Origin of the sequence: Nocardia higoensis (assembly GCF_015477835.1) — a bacterium.
Lineage (GTDB): Bacteria > Actinomycetota > Actinomycetes > Mycobacteriales > Mycobacteriaceae > Nocardia > Nocardia higoensis_A.
Genome location: NZ_JADLQN010000001.1, coordinates 1378299 through 1396138, shown reverse-complemented (window position 1 = coordinate 1396138; position 17840 = coordinate 1378299). Strand labels below are relative to the sequence as shown.

General features: G+C 67.4%; 18 protein-coding genes and 1 pseudogene. 15 read left to right on the top strand and 4 right to left on the bottom strand.

Annotated elements, in window-relative coordinates:
* Nucleotides 1–25: 25 nt before the first annotated feature.
* From IU449_RS06290 to IU449_RS28885, 6 genes and pseudogenes are all read left to right on the top strand, one after another.
* Nucleotides 26–1021 carry an acyl-CoA dehydrogenase family protein gene (locus IU449_RS06290; protein WP_195000956.1) on the top strand — a complete coding sequence of 332 codons (996 nt, stop codon included), beginning with the start codon at nt 26–28 and terminating at the stop codon, nt 1019–1021.
* A complete protein-coding gene (locus IU449_RS06285; protein WP_195002354.1) occupies nt 1002–2174 on the top strand; it encodes an acyl-CoA dehydrogenase family protein in 1173 nt (390 codons plus the stop codon). Before IU449_RS06290 ends, IU449_RS06285 begins: the two co-directional genes overlap by 20 nt.
* An 11-nt stretch (nt 2175–2185) precedes the next feature.
* Nucleotides 2186–2977 carry an enoyl-CoA hydratase gene (locus IU449_RS06280; RefSeq protein WP_195000955.1) on the top strand — a complete coding sequence of 264 codons (792 nt, stop codon included), beginning with the start codon at nt 2186–2188 and terminating at the stop codon, nt 2975–2977.
* A 468-nt stretch (nt 2978–3445) separates the two neighbouring features.
* Nucleotides 3446–4552: an RNA-guided endonuclease InsQ/TnpB family protein gene (locus IU449_RS06275; RefSeq protein WP_195000954.1), complete on the top strand. Its 1107-nt coding sequence runs from the start codon at nt 3446–3448 to the stop codon at nt 4550–4552.
* Between the two features lie 94 nt (nt 4553–4646).
* A pseudogene (locus tag IU449_RS06270) lies at nt 4647–4868 on the top strand (cation transporter); the annotation flags it as partial.
* Nucleotides 4869–5664: 796 nt separating this feature from the next.
* Entirely contained in the window at nt 5665–6132 is a 468-nt protein-coding gene (locus tag IU449_RS28885; protein WP_228803738.1) for a hypothetical protein, read from the top strand.
* A gap of 143 nt (nt 6133–6275) precedes the next feature.
* Here the strand turns inward: IU449_RS28885 and IU449_RS06260 are convergent, their stop codons facing one another.
* The gene (locus IU449_RS06260) at nt 6276–7295 is read right to left on the bottom strand and encodes an aldo/keto reductase (protein ID WP_195000953.1); all 1020 of its coding nucleotides are present in this window, start codon (nt 7293–7295) and stop codon (nt 6276–6278) included.
* A 137-nt stretch (nt 7296–7432) separates the two neighbouring features.
* Here IU449_RS06260 and IU449_RS06255 point away from each other — a divergent pair, with 137 nt between their 5' ends.
* The 5 genes from IU449_RS06255 (at nt 7433) to IU449_RS06235 (ending at nt 12735) form a co-directional block, all read left to right on the top strand.
* Nucleotides 7433–8023 (top strand): TetR/AcrR family transcriptional regulator, encoded by a 591-nt coding sequence (locus IU449_RS06255; protein WP_195000952.1) that lies wholly within the window; start codon nt 7433–7435, stop codon nt 8021–8023.
* Nucleotides 8024–8228: 205 nt separating this feature from the next.
* Entirely contained in the window at nt 8229–8897 is a 669-nt protein-coding gene (locus IU449_RS06250) for a GntR family transcriptional regulator (RefSeq protein ID WP_195000951.1), read from the top strand.
* 120 nt (nt 8898–9017) lie between these two features.
* Nucleotides 9018–10406: an allophanate hydrolase gene (locus tag IU449_RS06245; RefSeq protein WP_195000950.1), complete on the top strand. Its 1389-nt coding sequence runs from the start codon at nt 9018–9020 to the stop codon at nt 10404–10406.
* On the top strand, nt 10403–11101 hold the full coding sequence (locus IU449_RS06240) for a cysteine hydrolase family protein (RefSeq protein ID WP_195000949.1): 699 nt from the start codon (nt 10403–10405) through the stop codon (nt 11099–11101). Before IU449_RS06245 ends, IU449_RS06240 begins: the two co-directional genes overlap by 4 nt.
* A gap of 23 nt (nt 11102–11124) precedes the next feature.
* Complete coding sequence (locus IU449_RS06235) at nt 11125–12735, top strand: regulator (protein ID WP_195000948.1); 1611 nt, start codon at nt 11125–11127, stop codon at nt 12733–12735.
* A 227-nt stretch (nt 12736–12962) separates the two neighbouring features.
* Here the strand turns inward: IU449_RS06235 and IU449_RS06230 are convergent, their stop codons facing one another.
* Both IU449_RS06230 and IU449_RS06225 read right to left on the bottom strand, forming a co-directional pair.
* The gene (locus IU449_RS06230; protein WP_228803737.1) at nt 12963–13193 is read right to left on the bottom strand and encodes a DUF1272 domain-containing protein; all 231 of its coding nucleotides are present in this window, start codon (nt 13191–13193) and stop codon (nt 12963–12965) included.
* A gap of 14 nt (nt 13194–13207) precedes the next feature.
* Nucleotides 13208–13594 (bottom strand): PaaI family thioesterase, encoded by a 387-nt coding sequence (locus IU449_RS06225; RefSeq protein ID WP_195002353.1) that lies wholly within the window; start codon nt 13592–13594, stop codon nt 13208–13210.
* Between the two features lie 103 nt (nt 13595–13697).
* Here IU449_RS06225 and IU449_RS06220 point away from each other — a divergent pair, with 103 nt between their 5' ends.
* Nucleotides 13698–14294, top strand: coding sequence for a TetR family transcriptional regulator (locus tag IU449_RS06220; protein ID WP_195000946.1), 597 nt, complete (start codon nt 13698–13700; stop codon nt 14292–14294).
* Between the two features lie 73 nt (nt 14295–14367).
* Here the strand turns inward: IU449_RS06220 and IU449_RS06215 are convergent, their stop codons facing one another.
* Entirely contained in the window at nt 14368–14970 is a 603-nt protein-coding gene (locus IU449_RS06215) for a hypothetical protein (protein WP_228803736.1), read from the bottom strand.
* Nucleotides 14971–15135: 165 nt separating this feature from the next.
* Here IU449_RS06215 and IU449_RS06210 point away from each other — a divergent pair, with 165 nt between their 5' ends.
* The 3 genes from IU449_RS06210 to IU449_RS06200 are packed head-to-tail and all read left to right on the top strand — an operon-like array spanning nt 15136 to nt 17784.
* Nucleotides 15136–16380, top strand: a complete 1245-nt coding sequence (locus IU449_RS06210) for a sensor histidine kinase (RefSeq protein WP_195000945.1) — start codon at nt 15136–15138, stop codon at nt 16378–16380.
* Nucleotides 16373–17095, top strand: coding sequence for a response regulator (locus IU449_RS06205; RefSeq protein WP_195000944.1), 723 nt, complete (start codon nt 16373–16375; stop codon nt 17093–17095). The genes IU449_RS06210 and IU449_RS06205 overlap by 8 nt, the downstream gene beginning before the upstream one ends.
* Entirely contained in the window at nt 17092–17784 is a 693-nt protein-coding gene (locus tag IU449_RS06200) for an ATP-binding cassette domain-containing protein (protein ID WP_195000943.1), read from the top strand. Before IU449_RS06205 ends, IU449_RS06200 begins: the two co-directional genes overlap by 4 nt.
* Nucleotides 17785–17840 lie beyond the last annotated feature (56 nt).

Sequence of the window (17840 nt, the reverse complement as noted above, 5' to 3'; positions counted from 1 at the left end):
GGTCACGGACGAGGAGGTCGATCGGATGCTGTTGGAGTTCGACTCCGATCAGCGGTTCTGGCAGATCACCGTGCGCGAGATGCTCGCCCGGCACTGCCCGCCGACGCTGATCAGGGAGGTGGCCGATCACGGCGCCGACCCGGGCCCGCTATGGAAATCGCTCGTTGATCAGGGCTGGACGGGGATGACCGAGCCCGGTGCGGCCGTCGAGCTGACTATCGCCCACGAAGAACTGGGACGTGCCTGCGATCCGACGCCCTTCCTCGCCACCACGAGCCAGTTCGCGCCGCTCGTCACCGAGGCTCCCACCGAGATCGCGGGCGCGGCCGTCTACGAAGGCGTCACCGCCACCCGCGAAGGCGGTGAATGGATCCTCAACGGCTCCGCCCGCGTCCTCGACGGTGACCGCGCCGACCAGCTGGCTGTCGTCATCGGCGCGGGCGTCTTCCTGGTCCCCGCCGGATCGGCGAGCATCCGCCGAGCCGCCGTCTTCGACCCGGTTCTGCACATCGCCGACGTGGTCTTCGATCGCGTACGGGTCGCCCCCGGCGCCCGGCAGCACTCCGACGTCCGCCACGCCCGCGCCGTCGCCCTCACCGGCATGGCCGCCACCATGGTCGGCGCCTGCCGACGCGTCCTGGACCTCGCCGTCGAGCATGTCCGCGAGCGCCGCCAATTCGGCGCGCCGATCGGCTCCTTCCAAGCCGTCGGCCACAAAGCCGCCGACATGCACGTGGCGATCGAACGCGCCCGCGCCCTCACCTACTTCGCGGCCCTCACCATCGCCGAGGCCGACGACCGCAAGCACCTGGCCGCCGTCATGGCCAAAGCCGCCGCGGGCGAATGCCAATCCCTGGTCTTCCGCAACGGTCTGCAATTGTTCGGCGCGATGGGCTACACCTGGGAAAACGACGTCCAGTTCGCCCTCAAGCGCGCCAAGGCGGGGGAGTTGCTGCTCGGCGGCACCGACGAACATCGAGCGACGATTGCGAGGCACCACCGTGCGACTGGCCTTCGATAGCGGCGTCGAGGCGTTCCGCGCCGAATTCATCGCCTTCCTCGACGAGCACCTGCCCGACGCCGAGGGCCTCGAACGCCCCCGATCCAGCTCCCACACCCCCGACTGGGCGCGGCGCTGGCAACGTACCCAGTTCGACCACGGCTGGCTCGTCCCCGGCAACCCGCCCGGATACGGCGGCCGCGACGCGGGCATCCTCGAGCAATACGTGCACCGCGAGACCCTCGCCGAACGCGGCATCCACGAATACTTCAACCCCCAGGGTGTCGGGATCATCGCCGCCTCCCTGCTCACTTTCGGCACCGAGGAACAGAAGCAGCGGTGGGCTGTCCCCATCCTGCGCGGCGATCTCACCGCGTCCCTCGGTATGAGCGAACCGGGCGCGGGCTCCGACCTCGCGGGCTTGAGCACCCGATCCCGCCTCGACGGCGACCACTTCGTCGTCGACGGACAAAAGGTTTGGACCTCCGGCGCCCACGATGCCGACGTCGTGCTCACTTTCGTCCGCACCGACCCGGATGCGCCCAAACACCGTGGCATTTCAGCCCTGCTCATACCCACCGATCTGCCAGGAGTGCACCGCCGCCCGTTCGCCTCGGTAGCCCGGCCCGACGATCTGGATTTCAACGAGGTCTTCTTCGACAGCGTCCGCGTGCCCGCCGAGAATCTGCTCGGCGACCTCAACGCCGGCTGGCGGGTCGCGAGCGGCTCCCTCGGCCACGAGCGAAACCTGTTGTGGACCAACTTCGCCAGCCGCCTCGACGGCCTGCTCGCCGACTTCCACCCCGCGACCCCGCTGGAAGAGAACCGCTACGCCACGCTCGCCATGGACGCCCACGCCCTGCGTCTGCTCGGCTCGCAGGCGCTGGCCAAGGCGGCCCGCGGTGAGGAAGCGGGCCCCGGCTTGTCGGTTCTGAAGCTCCTCGGCTCCGAAGCCGTGCAATCGGGAGCCGAACACGCCCTCGCCGCCGCAGGCCCCCGTGGCCTCGAACACCCCGGCGTCACCGCCCGCTACAGCCCGCTCAGCCTCGAGGACACCGCTCCCGGCTGGTTCGAGCGCTTCGTCCGCACCTTCGCGGGCACCATCGCCGGCGGCACCTCCGAAATCCAGCGCACCATCATCGCCGAGCGCGTACTCGGCCTCCCCCGACCGTGAAGGCGACATCCGTGTACATCGATTACCGCACCGAAGGCCGCGTGGCCACCATCACCCTCAATCGCCCCGAGGCGGCGAACGCCCAGAACATGGCCCTGCTCGACGAACTCGACGCCGTCTGGACCCGCGCCGCCACCGACGACGACGTCGTGGTCGTCGTCCTCGCCGCCGCGGGCAAACACTTCTCCGCGGGCCACGACCTCAAAGACCGCCCCGCCGACGCCCCCGAGAAGATCGCCCTCGACTTCGTCTACGCCGCCGAGTCCCGCCGCTACCTCGAATACAGCCTCCGCTGGCGCAATATCCCCAAACCCACCATCGCCGCCGTCCAAGGCCGCTGCATCGCAGGCGCCCTACTGCTGTGCTGGCCCTGCGACCTCATCATCGCCGCCGACAACGCCCAGTTCTCCGACCCCGTAGTTCTGATGGGCATAGGTGGCGTCGAGTACCACGGTCATACCTGGGAACTCGGCCCTCGCAAGGCCAAGGAGATCCTCTTCACCGGTCGATCCGTCACCGCCGAAGAAGCACTCCGGACCGGCATGGTCAACCGCGTGGTTCCGCTGGACAGCCTCGCCATCGAGACCGCCGAACTGGCCGCACAGATCGCCCGGATGCCACCCTTCGGCCTCCGTCAGGCCAAGCGCGCCGTCAACCAGACCCTCGACATCCAAGGCTTCTACGCCGCCGTCCAATCGGTCTTCGACACCCACCAGACCGGCCACGGAAACGCGTTGAGCCACAGCGGATATCCCATCCTCACCGGCATGAGCAGCGTCAAGAGCCACCACAGCGAGAAGTAGATCAGGACGCGGGATAGGCTGCCGCGGTTGCCACCAGGTGGTTGTGTTTTCGGATCTGTGGGAGTCGAAGCGTCATGTCACGCCATCGAATGGTTGTCGCGGGAGTGCTGGTCGGTACGGCGGTCGTCGCCGCGGGGTGTTCCAGCAGTCAGGAAGCGGCACCGACGACCAGCAGCGCTGCTCCCGCCACCACGGTCACGCCGCGCCCGATGACCGACTATCTGTTGAACAATGCCGATACGCCGGAGATCACCTACGCGCTGCCTGCGGCGGCCGATGCAATCACGCTCGGAACCGTCGGTGTGGCCTCGGGCAAGAACACCCCGGTGTCTGGCACGCAACGCGGTCATCGAGATCGTCACTGCCGATCCACTGGCGGGAGACCCCGTCGTTCACGGCGGGGAGGAAGCGCCTATCTCCTTCCTGTGGGTTCAGGGGCTCACATTCGGGGGTAGTAGTCTGTGAGGCATGGGGGGAGTAGTGAAGCGGGCGTACAAGTACCGCTTCTATCCGTCGAGCGAGCAGGCTGAACAGCTTGCTCGTACGTTCGGTTGTGTGCGCTTGGTCTACAACAAAGCGCTCGGGGAACGGTCCCGTGTCTATGCCACCGAGCAGCGGAGCATGAAGTACACCGAGTCCTCTGCCGCGCTCACCGAGTGGAAGAAGACAGCGGATCTGGCGTTCCTGAACGAGGTGTCGTCGGTGCCGTTGCAGCAGACGCTGCGGCATCTGCAGACCGCGTACGCGAATTTCTTCGCCAAGCGCGCGCTGTACCCGCGTTTCAAGTCGCGCAAGAAGTCCCGCGCGTCGGCCGAGTACACCCGATCCGGTTTCCGTTGGCGTGATGGACAGTTGACGTTGGCGAAGATGTCGACTCCGCTCGATATCGTCTTCTCTCGCCCGCTGCCCGAGGGGGCCGAACCCACCACGGTCACCGTGTCTCGCGACAGAGCGGGCCGCTGGTTCGTGTCGATGCTGGTGGAGGAGACCCTCGAGGCCCTGCCCGCTGTCGACGGCATGGTCGGCCTCGACGCCGGGCTCGCCACCCTGCTCACCTTCTCCACGGGGGAGAAGATCACCAACCCGCGCCATGAACGGCGGGACCGGGTGAAGTTGGCGAAAGCCCAGCGTGGGCTTTCCCGCAAGGAGAAGGGGTCGTCGAACCGAGCGAAGGCCAGCCGCAAGGTGGCCCGGATTCACGCCCGGATCGTTGATCGCCGTACCGATCACCTGCACAAGTTGTCGACGAGGCTCGTCCGTGAGAACCAAGCGGTCGCCCTCGAAGACCTCCACGTGTCCGGCATGGTTCGCAACCATTCGCTCGCCCGTGCGATCTCGGATGCGTCGTGGCGGCAACTGCGAACGATGTTGGAATACAAGTGCGCCTGGTACGGGCGTGACCTGTTGTTGGTGAACCGCTGGTTCCCCTCCAGCAAAATGTGTTCCGCGTGTGGGGCGCTGCGTGAAGCGATGCCGTTGAGTGTCCGCGAATGGTCCTGCGCCTGCGGGACCGTCCACGACCGAGACGTCAACGCCGCGAGGAACATCCTCGCTGCCGGGCTGGCAGAGAGATAAAACGCCTGTCGAGTCGGTGTAAGACCTCAACGGAGTAGTCCGGGCGGGCAACCGGTGCAGAAGCAGGAATCCTCGTCCTTCAAGGCGGGGAGAGGTCAAGCCCGTCCTGTCCGTGGCTCAGCGCCGCACCGGACGCGAACTCGGATCGGCCTCGGCGGTGGCCGATTCCAAGCAGACCCTGCTGTGCACCTACCTGTCGGCGGTGCTGCTCCTGGGGCTGCTGCTCAACAGTCTGTTCGGCTGGTCGTGGGCCGACCCGATCGCGGGGCTGGTGATCGCCGTGTTCGCGGTCGAGGAAGGCCGTGCGGCAACGTGATCGCCGCGAAGCTGTCGGCTAGGTCGTCGCAACACCGGTCGCGTGGGTGTCGGACTGCTGCAGGTCATGCCGGCACCCGCCGACCTCGACGCCCTGCTCCATCCCGCGTAGTACCGATATCCCGGTCGGCCGCGGACACCCCGCGGACGCGGCCGTGATGCGTCCGAAGTCCACACCGGTCCGCGGCGCGGCGCGTTCACGAGGCCGTGGTGGCGCACCCGCAGCCTGAGCGCCCACACGAGCCTGGCGTTATGGAGCTGTATGGACAAGCCGCTGGACATGTTCGATCGGGACTACGAGTGGTCAGCGCTGTCGCGATTCGTTTCCGACAGTCAAGTCGGTGCCACCTTGGGCGTCGTGTCCGGTCGGCGCAGGTAGGGAAAGACGTTCCTGCTCGGGGCGGTGTGCCGGGCGACGGGAGGCTTCGTTCATGAGCAGACTGCTGTCGGGCAGCGCGCCCTTGCGGGGCCGGGCCGGGCTGGAACTATTGGTGCGCCCGCTCGATTTCCGTCTGGCCGCCGACTTCTGGGGCATCTCCGATCCGCAGCTGGCTGTCCGGGTGCATGCGATCGTCGGCGGTACTCCGGCATATCGCCGGGAGTTCGCCCGGGGCGATGTTCCTGCCGATGCGGCCGACTTCGACTCATGGCAAGGCCACCGATCTCGCCCATCCCATCACCGTGCTCGAAGACGTGGGTCTGCTGCACCGGGACGCCGATGTCTTCCGTCAGAACCGGTCGGCATATCGCATCGCCGAGCCGCTGATCGGCTTCTATCACGCGATCATGCGACCGGTGTGGGATCACTGGAGCGCCCCGGCAGTGCGCGTCGGGTGTGGCAGGCCAGTAGGCGCAGGTTCACCAGCAACGTGCTCGGCCCGCACTTCGAACAGATCTGCCGCGAATGGTCCCTGCACCATGCCGACCCGGATCTCTTCGGCGGACTGCCCGCGCGGGTCGGACACGTTGTCCACGACACCACTGCCCGGGTCGCTCACGAAATCGATGTCGCGGTGGTCGGTCTCACCGATGTGGGCAAACCTCCGCTGCTGGCCATCGGTGAAGCGAAATGGAACGACACCATCGGCAGAGCCCACATCGACCGGCTGCGGCACCTCCGAAGCCTCATCGCCCGCGCCGGTCGCTACGACACCACCGACACTCGACTGATCCTTTTCAGTGGCGCAGGATTCAACGACAACGCGCGAAGTGCCGCCGCGTCGTCCGACATCACACTGATCGGACTGTCCGACCTGTACGGGTAAGTCCGCCGGGCACAGCCGACTCTTTGCTCGCAGTGCGCCCGACCGACCCCGTGATCGGTGCTCGGCGAGTGCACTCGATCCTATGTGCCGCCCCGTTGCCCGCCCTCCGTGGAACCTGTTGCGAAGGTGAACCGTTCAGCTGGTCAGCGGCGACGCAAGGTCGGGTCGAGAAGCGCTGGGGGAGTGTCGAACTTCTCCTGCGGGGCGAGATCGACACCGGGAGCGACGATCGCGTCTATCGCGTCGAGCACGTCGCCGGACAGCACGGTGTCGGCGGCGGCGAGTTGCGAGCGCAGGTGGTCCGGTGTGCGGGGACCGATGAGCGCGCTGGTCACGGCCGGATGCGCGGTCACGAATCCCAGCGCGAGCTGGATCATGGTCAGGCCGGCGTCGTCGGCGAGCCGGGCGAGCTTCTCGACGGCGACGAGCCTGGCCTGGTTGGCGGGGACGGCGGGGTCGAAGCGCTGCGGCATGAACGTGGAGCGGTTGGTGGTGATGTCGCGGCCCGCGCGGATCGCGCCGGAGAGCCAGCCCGAGGCCAGCGGACTCCAGGCCAGCACGCCGAGGCCGTACTGCTCGGTCACGGGCAGCACGTGAGTTTCGATGCCGCGCTGTAGGATCGAATAGCTGGGCTGCTCGGTGACGTAGCGGCTCAGGTGATGGTCGCGGGCCGCCCATTGCGCCTCGACGATGCGGTAGGCGGGGAAGGTGGAGGAGCCGAAGTAGCGGATCTTCCCGGCACGTTGCAGGTCGGTCAGCGCGGAAAGCGTTTCCTCGTCGCCGGTGCTCGGGTCCCAGCGATGGATCTGATAGAGGTCGACGTGGTCGACGCCGAGACGGCGCAGGCTGTTGTCCAGTTCGGTGATCAGCCAGCGGCGCGAGCTTCCCCGATGGTTGCGTTCTTCGCCCATCGGCATACCCGCTTTCGTCGCGAGCACGATGTCGTCGCGGCGACCGGCGATCGCCGCGCCGACCAGTTCCTCGGACTCGCCGTCGCTGTACATGTCGGCGGTGTCGATGAGATTGATGCCGCCTTCTAGGGCGGCGTCGACGATGGCGGTGACTTCGTCCTGGGTGGTGCGGCCGATCTTGCCGAAGTTCATCGCGCCGAGCGCCAGCGAACTCACCTGCACGCCGGTGCGACCCAAGGTGCGGTACTGCATGACATTCCTCCGTTACGGGGAGCGTGGCTTGGTTGCGAGGTTCCGCTCTGCCATCCTGGGAATCGGAACCATGTTCCGAAACAAGAATATGGAACATCGTTCCGTTTGGCAACCGTGGCAGCGAAAGGAGTGGCGCGATGAACGACAGCGACGGGGGCTCGGGTAGCACGGCTGCGCCCAAACGCAAAGACGCACAACGCAATAAGCAGGCTCTGCTGGACGCGGCCGCCGCGGTCTTCGTGACCTCGGGCGTGGAGGCGCCCGTCCGCGACATCGCGGCCAGGGCGGGCGTCGGAATCGGCACGATCTACCGCCATTTCCCCACCCGGGCCGACCTCGTCATCGCCGTCTACCGCCACCAGGTCGACGCCTGCGCCGAGGCGGGCGCCCGCCTGCTTGCCGACAGTCCCACCCCGTACGCCGCCTTCGAGCGGTGGGTCGACCTCTTCGTCGGCTTCCTGGTCACCAAGCACGGTCTCGCGGCCGCCCTCCACAACACCAACGCCGACTTCGAAGCGCTGCACATCTATTTCCTCGACCGCCTCCTGCCCGTGTGCGCCCAACTCCTCGACGCCGCCGCCGAGGCTGGTGAAGTCCGCTCCGGGCTCGATGCCTACCAGGTCATGCGCGGAATCGGGAATCTGTGCATCGGCGCCGACAGCGACTCCCGCTACGACGCGCGTCAGCTGGTTGCGCTCCTGGTCGCGGGTCTGCGGCGACCAGGCTGAACATGCGGCAAACGCTCTGCTGCTGCGGGTTTCGCGACCCGCGCACATCGTTCGGCACGGTCGGCTCACATCCACCGGCGACCGGCCCGCAGCGATATCGAACACTGTCAGGCGATCGGTGTCGCATCGTTCGCGGGGAAAGCAGACAGCGATCGAGCAGCGGGAGGCGAGGAACTCTGCCCGGCGAAGTTCGTACACTCGACTCATGACCTCGCGGACGAACGTGACCGTCCTGCCGCCGAGCCTGGTGGAGATGGTGACCAGGCATGTGCGGTCGGAGGTGCTGAGCGGAGCGCTCGAACCGGGGGAGCGGATCGTCGAGGAGACGCTGTGCGCCCGGCTCGGGGTCAGCCGGGCGCCGGTGCGTGAAGCACTGCGGCTGCTCGCGCAGGAAGGCCTCGTAGAACACCTGCCGCGCCGCGGATTCCGGGTGCTGGTGTGGTCGGCCACCGACATCCTGCAGCTGTTCGAACTGCGCAGGGTCCTGGAACGCCACGCCATCGAGAGCGCGCTGCCGCTGCCGTCCCGCGGCGATCCCCTCGGTGCGGTGCGGCACGCGCTCGACGAGATGCGCGCCGCCGATGCCCAGGACGACCCACTCGAACGCGACAACGCGCACCGTCGCTTCCATCTCGAGGTCGTCGCCCTCGCCGGCAACCATCAACTGAACCTGGCCTACGCGCCGATCCTGTTGAAGCTACAGCTGCCGATGGCGCGCAACCTGCGCGAGGAAGCCCGTATCGCTTCGCGCCGCAACGGCATTCGCCGCCACCTCGAACTACTCGAATCGTTGGAGTCGAACGATCCCGACATCGCCTGCGCCGCGCTGCAACGACACGGCGAACGGACGTACCTGGATCTGGACGTCTGCTGACAGCCCGCCGATGTGGCGCTGCTGCGCCCTCCCGCGAGGTGGTACGCCTCTCGATTTCTGCTAACACACCGGATACAAGCGGAGACCGTCGGCTTCACACATTCTGTCGACAATCGACAGATGCTGAATCCCGGGCCAACCGTGTCGGAGATCCTCGCTTCGCACGAAAGCGGCAGTGGTACACCTACCTACACCGCGATGCGGGTCGCGGACGCGATCGCGGCGCGCGGTGACGACGGCACCTGGATCACGCCGGTGCCGCGCGAGCGACTGCTGGCCGCGGCGGCCGAGATCGAACGCAGGCCGGGGGCGCGCACGCTGCCGCTCTACGGCGTGCCGTTCGGTGTGAAGGACAGTATCGACGTCGCGGGCTGGCCCACGACGCTCGCATGCCCGGACTTCGCCTACATCGCCACCGAAACAGCACCCGCGGTGCAGCGCCTGCTCGACGCGGGCGCACTGTTCGTCGGCAAGAGCAACCTGGACCAGTTCGCGACGGGGCTGAACGGCACCAGAACGCCGTACCCGATTCCGCGCAGCGTCTTCGGCGGAGATCTGATCTCCGGTGGATCGAGCTCGGGGTCCGCGCTGGCCGTCGCGCTCGGGCAGGTGCCCTTCTGTGTCGCCACCGACACGGCCGGCTCCGGCCGAGTTCCCGCCGCGCTCAACGGCATCGTCGGCTGGAAGCCCTCGCGGGGACTGATCAGCACAGTAGGGCTGGTACCCGCCTGCAAGTCGCTGGACTGCCTGACTCTGCTGGCCACACGGATAGCAGACCTGGACCGGGTCTTCGACGTCATCGCCGTACCGGATCCCGACGATCCGTGGAGCCGCGCACGCGGACCGCGCTACCGCGGCGAACGCATCCGAATGGGCCTGCCGCCGGAATCGGAACTGGAATTCTTCGGTGACGAGATCTTCCGGATCGCCCACCTCGGCATCCGGGATCGCCTGGCCGGTCTCGGATTCGATTGCACGACGACCACACTCCGTCCGTTTCTGGACGCGGGGGAGTTGCTGTACCAGGGCCCGTGGGTCGCCGAACGGCTGGTGGAATTCGGTGACTTCATCGCCGATAAGCCCGCGTCGATCCTTCCGGTGATCCGCGAGATCCTCTCCGGCGGCTATCGGTTCGACGCCGTGGACGTCTTCCGCGCGCAACAGCGACTCCAGGAGTTGCGCGCTGTGGTCGGCCGGATGTGGGCCGACGTCGACGTCATCGTCGTGCCCACTATCGGCACCACCTTCACCGTCGATCAGGTGCAGGCCGACCCTATCCGCACCAACACAATGCTCGGCCATTACACCCACTTCGGCAATCTGCTCGACCTCACCGCGGTCGCGGTGCCGATGGGCACCGCTGCCGATGGTCGTCCGGTCTCGGCGATGGTCTTCGGACCGGCCCTGTCCGACGACACCGTGCTCGCCGCGGCCGCCCGAATCCTCGACGAGCCGCGCCCGGTCGAGGAGCACATGGATGTCCTGATCAGACAGAAAGAGCGAAGATGACCGGACCTCAGCACATTCCTGCGATACCGACCCCCTTTTCCCTCGATCCGAGCACAACCGCCCTGCTCGTGATCGACATGCAACGTGACTTCCTGCTTCCCGGTGGATTCGGCGAAAGCCTCGGCAACGATGTCGCAGCGCTCCGCACCGTGATCGACCCGCTGTCGCGGCTGATGTGCGCCGCGCGATCAGCGGGCATCCCCGTGATCCACACACGCGAAGGTCATCTGCCCGACCTCTCCGACTGCCCGCCGGCGAAGCTGAACCGCGGCAATCTCTCCCAGCGCATCGGCGATCCGGGCCGGTTCGGGCGCATTCTCGTGCGCGGCGAGTACGGACACGACATCGTCGACGAACTAGCCCCACTGCCAGGTGAAGTCGTCATCGACAAACCGGGAAAGGGCGCGTTCTACGCGACCGAACTGGGCGAGGTACTGAAGCGGAACTCCGTCGAGTCGCTGCTCGTCACCGGCGTCACCACCGAAGTGTGTGTGCACACGACGGTGCGCGAGGCCAACGACCGGGGCTACGAATGCCTGGTCGTCTCCGATTGCGTCGGTTCGTATTTCCCGCAGTTCCAGCGCGTCGGTCTGGAGATGATCGCCGCCCAGGGCGGCATCTTCGGATGGGTCGCCGATTCGGCAGCCGTCATCGGCGCACTCGCTCCCTTCATCCCAGCCGACACCTCCGCATAACACCAGCGCACAAGGAAAAGCCGATGTCCGTCGATACGGAACTCTCCGACGAATCCCAGCCCGTCGCCCGACTGTCCCTGCCCTGGTGGACCAGAGGGGACACGAATGCCTTCTTCGGGCTCTCGTTCAACATCCTCGTCAACGTTCTGACCCTCACCACACTGTCCATCGCCGTGGTGCACATCCCCAGCGGCGATGTCCTGGGCACGGTGCTGCCCGCGCTGGGCCTGGCCCTCGTGCTCGGCAATCTGTACTACATGCTGCTGGCACGCAGGCTGGCCCGGCGTGCGAACCGCGACACCGTCACGGCCCTGCCGTACGGGCCGAGCGTGCCGCACATGTTCATCGTCGTGTTCGTGGTGATGCTGCCGATCTACCTGAAGACCGGCGACGCACTCCAGGCCTGGTCCGCGGGCCTGGCATGGGCGTTCATGATCGGCGTGATCGTGATGATCGGCGCGTTCGTCGGCCCGTTCATCCGCCGGATCACCCCGCGCGCCGCGATGCTGGGCACCCTGGCAGGCATCTCCATCACGTTCATCGCGATGCGGCCCGCCGCCCAGATGTGGGAGGTGGCCTGGATCGGGCTTCCGGTCCTGGCGATCATCCTGATCGGTTTCTTCACCGACGCCAAGCTGCCGGGCAATATCCCGGTCGGGCTCGTCGCGCTACTCGTCGGCACGGCCATCGGCTGGATCGGCGGCTACATGTCGGCCCCGGATGTCACCGAAGCCGCGCGCGATATCGCCGTAGGCCTGCCGGATCTACGCCTCGATCTGCTGCTCGACGGTCTGGGCGATCTGGCGCCGTTGCTGGCGACCGCGATCCCGCTGGGCGTCTACAACTTCACCGAAGCCATGAGCAATGTGGAGAGCGCGGCGGCGGCCGGTGACGACTACAATCTGCGCAGCGTCCTGCTCGCCGACGGACTCGGCGCCGTGATCGGCGCCGGATTCGGCTCGCCCTTCCCACCCGCCGTCTATATCGGCCATCCCGGCTGGAAGGACGCCGGCGGCCGCACCGGCTACTCCCTCGCCAGCGGTGCGATCATCGGATCGATGTGTCTGCTGGGCCTGTTCGGCCTGCTCGCCACTATCCTCCCGATTCCGGCGATCGTGCCGATCCTGCTGTACATCGGCCTGCTGATCGGAGCCCAGGCCTTCCAGGCGGTGCCGCGGCTGCACGCGGTCGCGGTGGTAGCGGCATTGCTGCCGAATCTCGCCGAATGGGCGGTCGGGCAGATCGACAATGCGCTGAGTGCGGCGGGAACCTCGGCCGAGAAGATCGGCGCGGAGGCGCTCGGGCAGGCGGGCGTGGTCTACGACGGACTGAAGACGCTGGGTTCGGGCGCGGTACTCGCCGGCCTGGTCCTCGGCGCGATCGTCACCTTCGTCCTGGACAAACGGTTCGTCGCGGCGGCGATCGCCTCCGGCGTGGGCGCGGTGCTCAGCTGGATCGGGCTCATCCACGCGGCCGAAGTCGATTGGGCGGCAGCCCCGCAGGTCGCGTTGGGATATCTGTTCTTCGGCGTGGTCTGCTCGGGGTACTCGCTGCTGCCCCGCGCCAAGACACCGCACCCGGAACCGGAACCGGAACCGGAAGAGCAAACCGAACCAGAGGTCGCCACTTCCTAGCGAGGAGGTCACGGCTACCCCCGTTGCCGGCGATCCCGGCAGCGGCCGCTCGACGACACCGGGACCGCGACCGAGAGATGTGGTGCGCAGGCTCCGCCGTTCAGATGCACTGTGTGGTGGCTCGGGCGGATATCGATATCTCTGCCTCGGCGCCGACGGCGACCCCCTATGACACGCGTCGGATGGTCGCGGGTCTGCGCCGACCAGGCTGTGTGTGCATCGATGGGCTACCGCTGGGTGAGGCGGCGGGCGAGGCGGCCCAGGCGGGATGGCGTTCGGGAGGCGATCTCGGTCAGGCCGGTGGTGCGGCGCGGTCGCGGGGTGAGTTCGCCCGCACAATTCGGGCATCGCCTCAGATCGGCATGGCATTGCGGACAGTAGGTGCACTCGTAGGAGCAGATGAACGCGGCAGCGTCGGGAGGCAACGAGGTCGCGCAGAGCTCGCACGCGGTCTTCATTCGAAGCATCGGACTCAGCCCACCTTGTAGGAGGCCATGGCTTTGGCGATCCGGATTCCGGAGGGAGTCTCGATATCGGCTTCGAGGGCGGTCAGGGTCGAGCCGCGTCGAAGCGGGCGGCCGCGGCCGATGAGGTCGGTGGCGTGGGCGGGCTCGAGGAATTGCAGTGACAGCGAGGTCGTGACGCCACGCAGTGTGCCCGGCAGCTCCCGGCCGCACCAGGCCGCGGCCATCACGGTGATATCGGCCAGGGCCGAGATGGCGCCGCCGTGGACCATGTCGCCGACGGTCGCGAGTTCGGGTCGCCACGGGAGGCGAAGGACCGCTTCGTCGTCGGTCAGTTTCTCGATCCGGATTCCGAGGAGGGCGACGAAGGGAGATTGGGGCACGAAGAGCCGCATCAGCTCGGTGCCGTTGGTGGGCTGCTGCTGTTCGATCTGTTCGACGTTCACATACAGATTGAATGTGACATACAGTCTGTATGTCAATGGCTAGGATGCCGGTATGGCCACAGTGAGACAGTCCCAGGCGCTGGCTACCCGACAGCGGCTCCTCGACACCGCGACGCGGTTGTTCGCGAGTGAGGGATTCGCCGCCGTCACGACGACAGGGCTGAGCGAGGCGGCCGGTGTCACCCGAGGGGCGCTCTACCACCACTTCGCGAACATGACCGAGGTGATGGAGGCGGTGTTCGCCCGGTCCGAGGGTGTGCTGGTCTCCCGGGTCACCGATGCGCTGGCCGAGCAGGCCGACCCGCGTGCGCGACTGCTGGCGCTCGGACCCGTGGTCCTGCGGGCACTGGCCCACGACACGCTGGTCCAGCGGATCGTCTTCGTCGAAGCCCCTGCCGCACTGGGCTGGTCGCGCTGGCGGGCGCTCGACGGCGGACGGTCGTTGGTGCTCATCTCGGGACTGCTCGAGTCGCTCGTCGAGCAGGGGCAGCTCGTTGCCGGAGTCGAGCCGAGCCTGGCCGCGCAACTGTTGCTGGGGGCTGTCAACGAGGCCGGGATGCGCGTCGCCGCGACCGAAGGGCGTGATCTGGCGGCGGCCTCGGCTCAGCTCACTCTGCTGTGCGGTGGTCTACTCGCCGAACGATCCTGACGTCGAATCGGGCGGTCACCTCGGGGGGCGGTGGCTGGGAAGCCGTCCGTTCCGTGTGCGGTGGCGACGGCCGTCACGTGTGCGAGTGCCTCTGCTCGCGTTCCTCAGCCGGGAGCAGGAGTAGGTTCAGCAGGCCTGCCGACACGGCGAGCAACAGAGCGCCGTCGAGATAGTGGCAGGCCATCGCGCCGAGGTAGCTCGGACCGCCCCAGGCATTGGCGGTGAAATTCGGATCGAGGCCGCCGAGGATTTGAACGCCGAATCGCCAGGGGACGTAGAGCAGGATGGCCATCGGCAGGATGCCGATCAGGAGTCGCAGTGCCGCGGTCGGGTGGCGCCCGGCCGACGACAGGGTGCGTCCCAGTCGGTGCGCGGCCCGGGAACCGATCGGTGCAAGTAGCAGGCCGGCCGGGGCGGCATTGCGGCGCATCACCAGCGCGGTGACGGTCACCGCGAGCGCGAGCAGCGCCAGATGTGGCGGCCAGGCGGCGGTGCCCGCACCATGTTGCGCGCGATGCGGGGATCGATCGAGGAAGGAGATACCACCGGAGACGATGCCCGCCCCGAACGACCCGGCGGCGACCGTGGCGAGGGGAATCGACAGGCGCGTTCGGATGCCGGTCCTGACGACACCGTCAGGACCGGACGAAAAGGGAAAGCCACCAGATATATTCATGCGACCAGCCTGGCGTCCAGTCCCTCGACGTGTCGTCAGCCCGTGGCCGGGAATTGCCCGCTCACCCCGGTCGGGCACCGCGAGCGGCATCCGACCTGTGGATGATGCGAAAGGTGGTCCGCGAGGCCGATGCGTCGTCGGAAGCCCGGCGGTTACCGTCGCCGCATGTCGATCACCGCCTTACCGTCCGCACCGGCCACGCCGTCGTCGGCTGCACCGTGGCATCAGCGGCTCGCAGTACGTCATCGGTCGGACTTTTCGGGACCGGACGCCATCGACATCGCGATCGTCGTCGCCTGCTTCGTGGTATTCACCGGGCCGCTACTGGTGGGCATGACGAGGGGGATCGGATCGACGGCGCAGATCGCCGGATTCGGCGTCGCGGCGGTTGCCCCGTTGATCGTGCGACGGCGACGGCCCCTGGCCGTGCTGATCGCGGTGTCGGCTGTGCTGTGCGCGGCCGCACTGGCCGGGGTGCGGTTCACGCCGTGGGTGAGCAATGCAGGCCCGGTCGTCGGCATCGCCGTACTCACGCTGGCGGACCGGCGACCACGACGAGAATCGCTGACGGCTACTGGCCTGGCCGTGCTCGCCATGTCGGCAGCCGCCCTGGTGGCGGTCCACATCTCTTCGGATCAGGACCAGAACATGGTGCAACTCTTGATCGCCGCACCGGCCTGGCTGCTCGGTGACACGTTCCGGACCCGGCGGGAGTACCGGCGCAGTCTGGCCGAGCAGGAGCGCGAGCGAGCAGGCGAGGCGGAACGCCGGATCAGGGCCGAGGAACGACTGCGGGTGTCACGCGATGTGCACGACCTTCTCTCGCACACATTGAGCATGATCGCGGTGCGATCCGGGGTGGCTCGCTTGCTGCTCGACGAGAATCCGGATGAGGCGCGTCGGGCGCTGAGCACCATCGAGACGGCCAGCCGCTCCGGACTCACCGAACTGCGGGCCGTCCTGTTGCAGATCCGCGAGCCAGGCCTGCGCGCCGAACCTGCCGAGCCATGCCTGGCCGAGGTGGCCGATCTCGTCGACGGCCTGCGCCATGATGGGCTGATGGTCGAATATCGGGTGGCGGGTGTGGCGATGGACTATCCACCAGTGCTGCAGACCACGGTGTATCGCATCGTGCAAGAGGCGCTGACGAATGTCGTCAAACACGCGAACACCGGCCATGCTGTGGTCGAGATCCGGCATGCGCCGAAGGAATTGACCGTCTCGATCACCGATGACGGCTCCCCATCCGAAGCGCCCGCAGTCATCGATTCCAGCGGTTCGGGGCTCGGCCTGCCAGGCATGCGCGAGCGCGTGTCGCTCTTCGGCGGTGGATTCGAGGCGGGGCCACGCCCCGAGGGCGGCTTCGCGGTGGCCGCGAGCTTCCCGATCGACGTGGAACGCCATGTCTGACACCTCGCACCCGGTCCCATCGGATCTGATCCGTGTCCTGATCGCCGACGACGAAGCACTGGTACGCGCGGGTTTTCGCGTCCTGGTCGACTCCGCTCCCGATCTCACCGTGGTCGGCGAGGCAGGCACGGGTGGCGAAGCGGTGCGGCTGACCCGCCAGTTGCGGCCCGATGTCGTGCTCATGGATATCCGCATGCCGGTCATGGACGGTCTGGAAGCCATGCGGCACATCGCCGCCGACGGCCCCGACGGGCCGCATGTGCTGATCGTGACCACTTTCGATGAGGATGAGCACGTCTTTCGCGCACTGCGCAGCGGCGCGGGTGGCTTCATCCTGAAAGACTCCTCGCCCGAACAGTTGCTGCACGCCATCCGGGTCGTCGCGAGCGGTGATGCCCTGTTGACGCCGAGCATCACCCGACGCATGATCACCGAGTTCGCCCGCAGACCTGCCGTGCCCACATCGGGTTCCGAGCCTCTCGCGGCCCTTACCGAGCGCGAGCGCGAGGTGCTCGGCCACATCGCCGCCGGGAGTTCCAACGCCGAGATCGGCGTGGCGCTGCATGTCGGCATCGCGACAGTGAAAACGCATGTCGGCCGACTGCTCACGAAACTCGGCGCCCGCGATCGTGCCCAGCTCGTCGTCTTCGCCTACGAATCCGGCGTGGTGATTCCCGGCGGATCATCCGGCCAGTGCACGATACTGCGACCATGACAGCAGCCCTGCGTTCCGTGACCGTGCACATCGATACCGGCCGCTGGCGTGGAAACGTCTTGGAGCAAGTGACTCTCGACGTTCCCTCCGGCCGGATCACCGCTCTTCTCGGCGGCCCCGGCGACGGCAAGACGATGATCGCCCGTGCGCTGACCGGCCACCTGCCGGAATCGGCCAGGACCAACGGTGAGGTCTTGATCGACGGCACCGTCGGCTACGTGCCCCAGGACGGCCTCGACGCGTTCACCCCCGACCGGACCGTCGGGGCCCAACTCCTGGAACTGGAACAACGGCACGGGGCACGCTCTGTCGAACACGTCTGCGCCATGGCCTATTACCCGACCGAAGCCATGAGCCTGCTTCCGCAGCACAACTCGTCGGGCCAGCTCCAGCGCGCCGCCCTCGCGGCCGCCCTGCTCGCCGCGCCCGACGTCCTGGTCGCGGACGGGCCGACCGCGTCGCTTGACCAGGGCACCGCCTATGCCGTGTGGAAGTCGCTGCGGGAGTACGCCGACTCCGGCGCCGCCTGCCTGATCATCACTCACGACATCCCGATGCTCGCCGCCACCGGCTTCGCCGACAACCTGGTGATCATGAGCAAGGGGCGCGTTCTCGCCGCAGGGACGACGGCGCAACTGTCCGCATCCGAGGATCCTCGGGTGCGCATGTATTTCCGTCCGGGTCTCTGAGGGTCCTCTTCGCGAAACGTCCGTTCTCGGGAAAGGCGAAAATCCCGGAGTCCGGC

Bases quoted from the DNA above. Each gene is read 5' to 3' on its own strand.
- IU449_RS06245 (WP_195000950.1), top strand. From the start codon at position 9,018: ATGCTGAATCCCGGGCCAACCGTGTCGGAGATCCTCGCTTCGCACGAA.
- IU449_RS06235 (WP_195000948.1), top strand. From the start codon at position 11,125: ATGTCCGTCGATACGGAACTCTCCGACGAATCCCAGCCCGTCGCCCGA.
- IU449_RS06255 (WP_195000952.1), top strand. From the start codon at position 7,433: ATGAACGACAGCGACGGGGGCTCGGGTAGCACGGCTGCGCCCAAACGC.
- IU449_RS06260 (WP_195000953.1), bottom strand. From the start codon at position 7,295: ATGCAGTACCGCACCTTGGGTCGCACCGGCGTGCAGGTGAGTTCGCTG.
- IU449_RS06220 (WP_195000946.1), top strand. From the start codon at position 13,698: ATGGCCACAGTGAGACAGTCCCAGGCGCTGGCTACCCGACAGCGGCTC.
- IU449_RS06240 (WP_195000949.1), top strand. From the start codon at position 10,403: ATGACCGGACCTCAGCACATTCCTGCGATACCGACCCCCTTTTCCCTC.
- IU449_RS06200 (WP_195000943.1), top strand. From the start codon at position 17,092: ATGACAGCAGCCCTGCGTTCCGTGACCGTGCACATCGATACCGGCCGC.
- IU449_RS06275 (WP_195000954.1), top strand. From the start codon at position 3,446: ATGGGGGGAGTAGTGAAGCGGGCGTACAAGTACCGCTTCTATCCGTCG.
- IU449_RS06225 (WP_195002353.1), bottom strand. From the start codon at position 13,594: ATGCGGCTCTTCGTGCCCCAATCTCCCTTCGTCGCCCTCCTCGGAATC.
- IU449_RS06205 (WP_195000944.1), top strand. From the start codon at position 16,373: ATGTCTGACACCTCGCACCCGGTCCCATCGGATCTGATCCGTGTCCTG.
- IU449_RS06230 (WP_228803737.1), bottom strand. From the start codon at position 13,193: ATGAAGACCGCGTGCGAGCTCTGCGCGACCTCGTTGCCTCCCGACGCT.
- IU449_RS06215 (WP_228803736.1), bottom strand. From the start codon at position 14,970: ATGAATATATCTGGTGGCTTTCCCTTTTCGTCCGGTCCTGACGGTGTC.
- IU449_RS06250 (WP_195000951.1), top strand. From the start codon at position 8,229: ATGACCTCGCGGACGAACGTGACCGTCCTGCCGCCGAGCCTGGTGGAG.
- IU449_RS06210 (WP_195000945.1), top strand. From the start codon at position 15,136: ATGTCGATCACCGCCTTACCGTCCGCACCGGCCACGCCGTCGTCGGCT.
- IU449_RS06290 (WP_195000956.1), top strand. From the start codon at position 26: ATGCTGTTGGAGTTCGACTCCGATCAGCGGTTCTGGCAGATCACCGTG.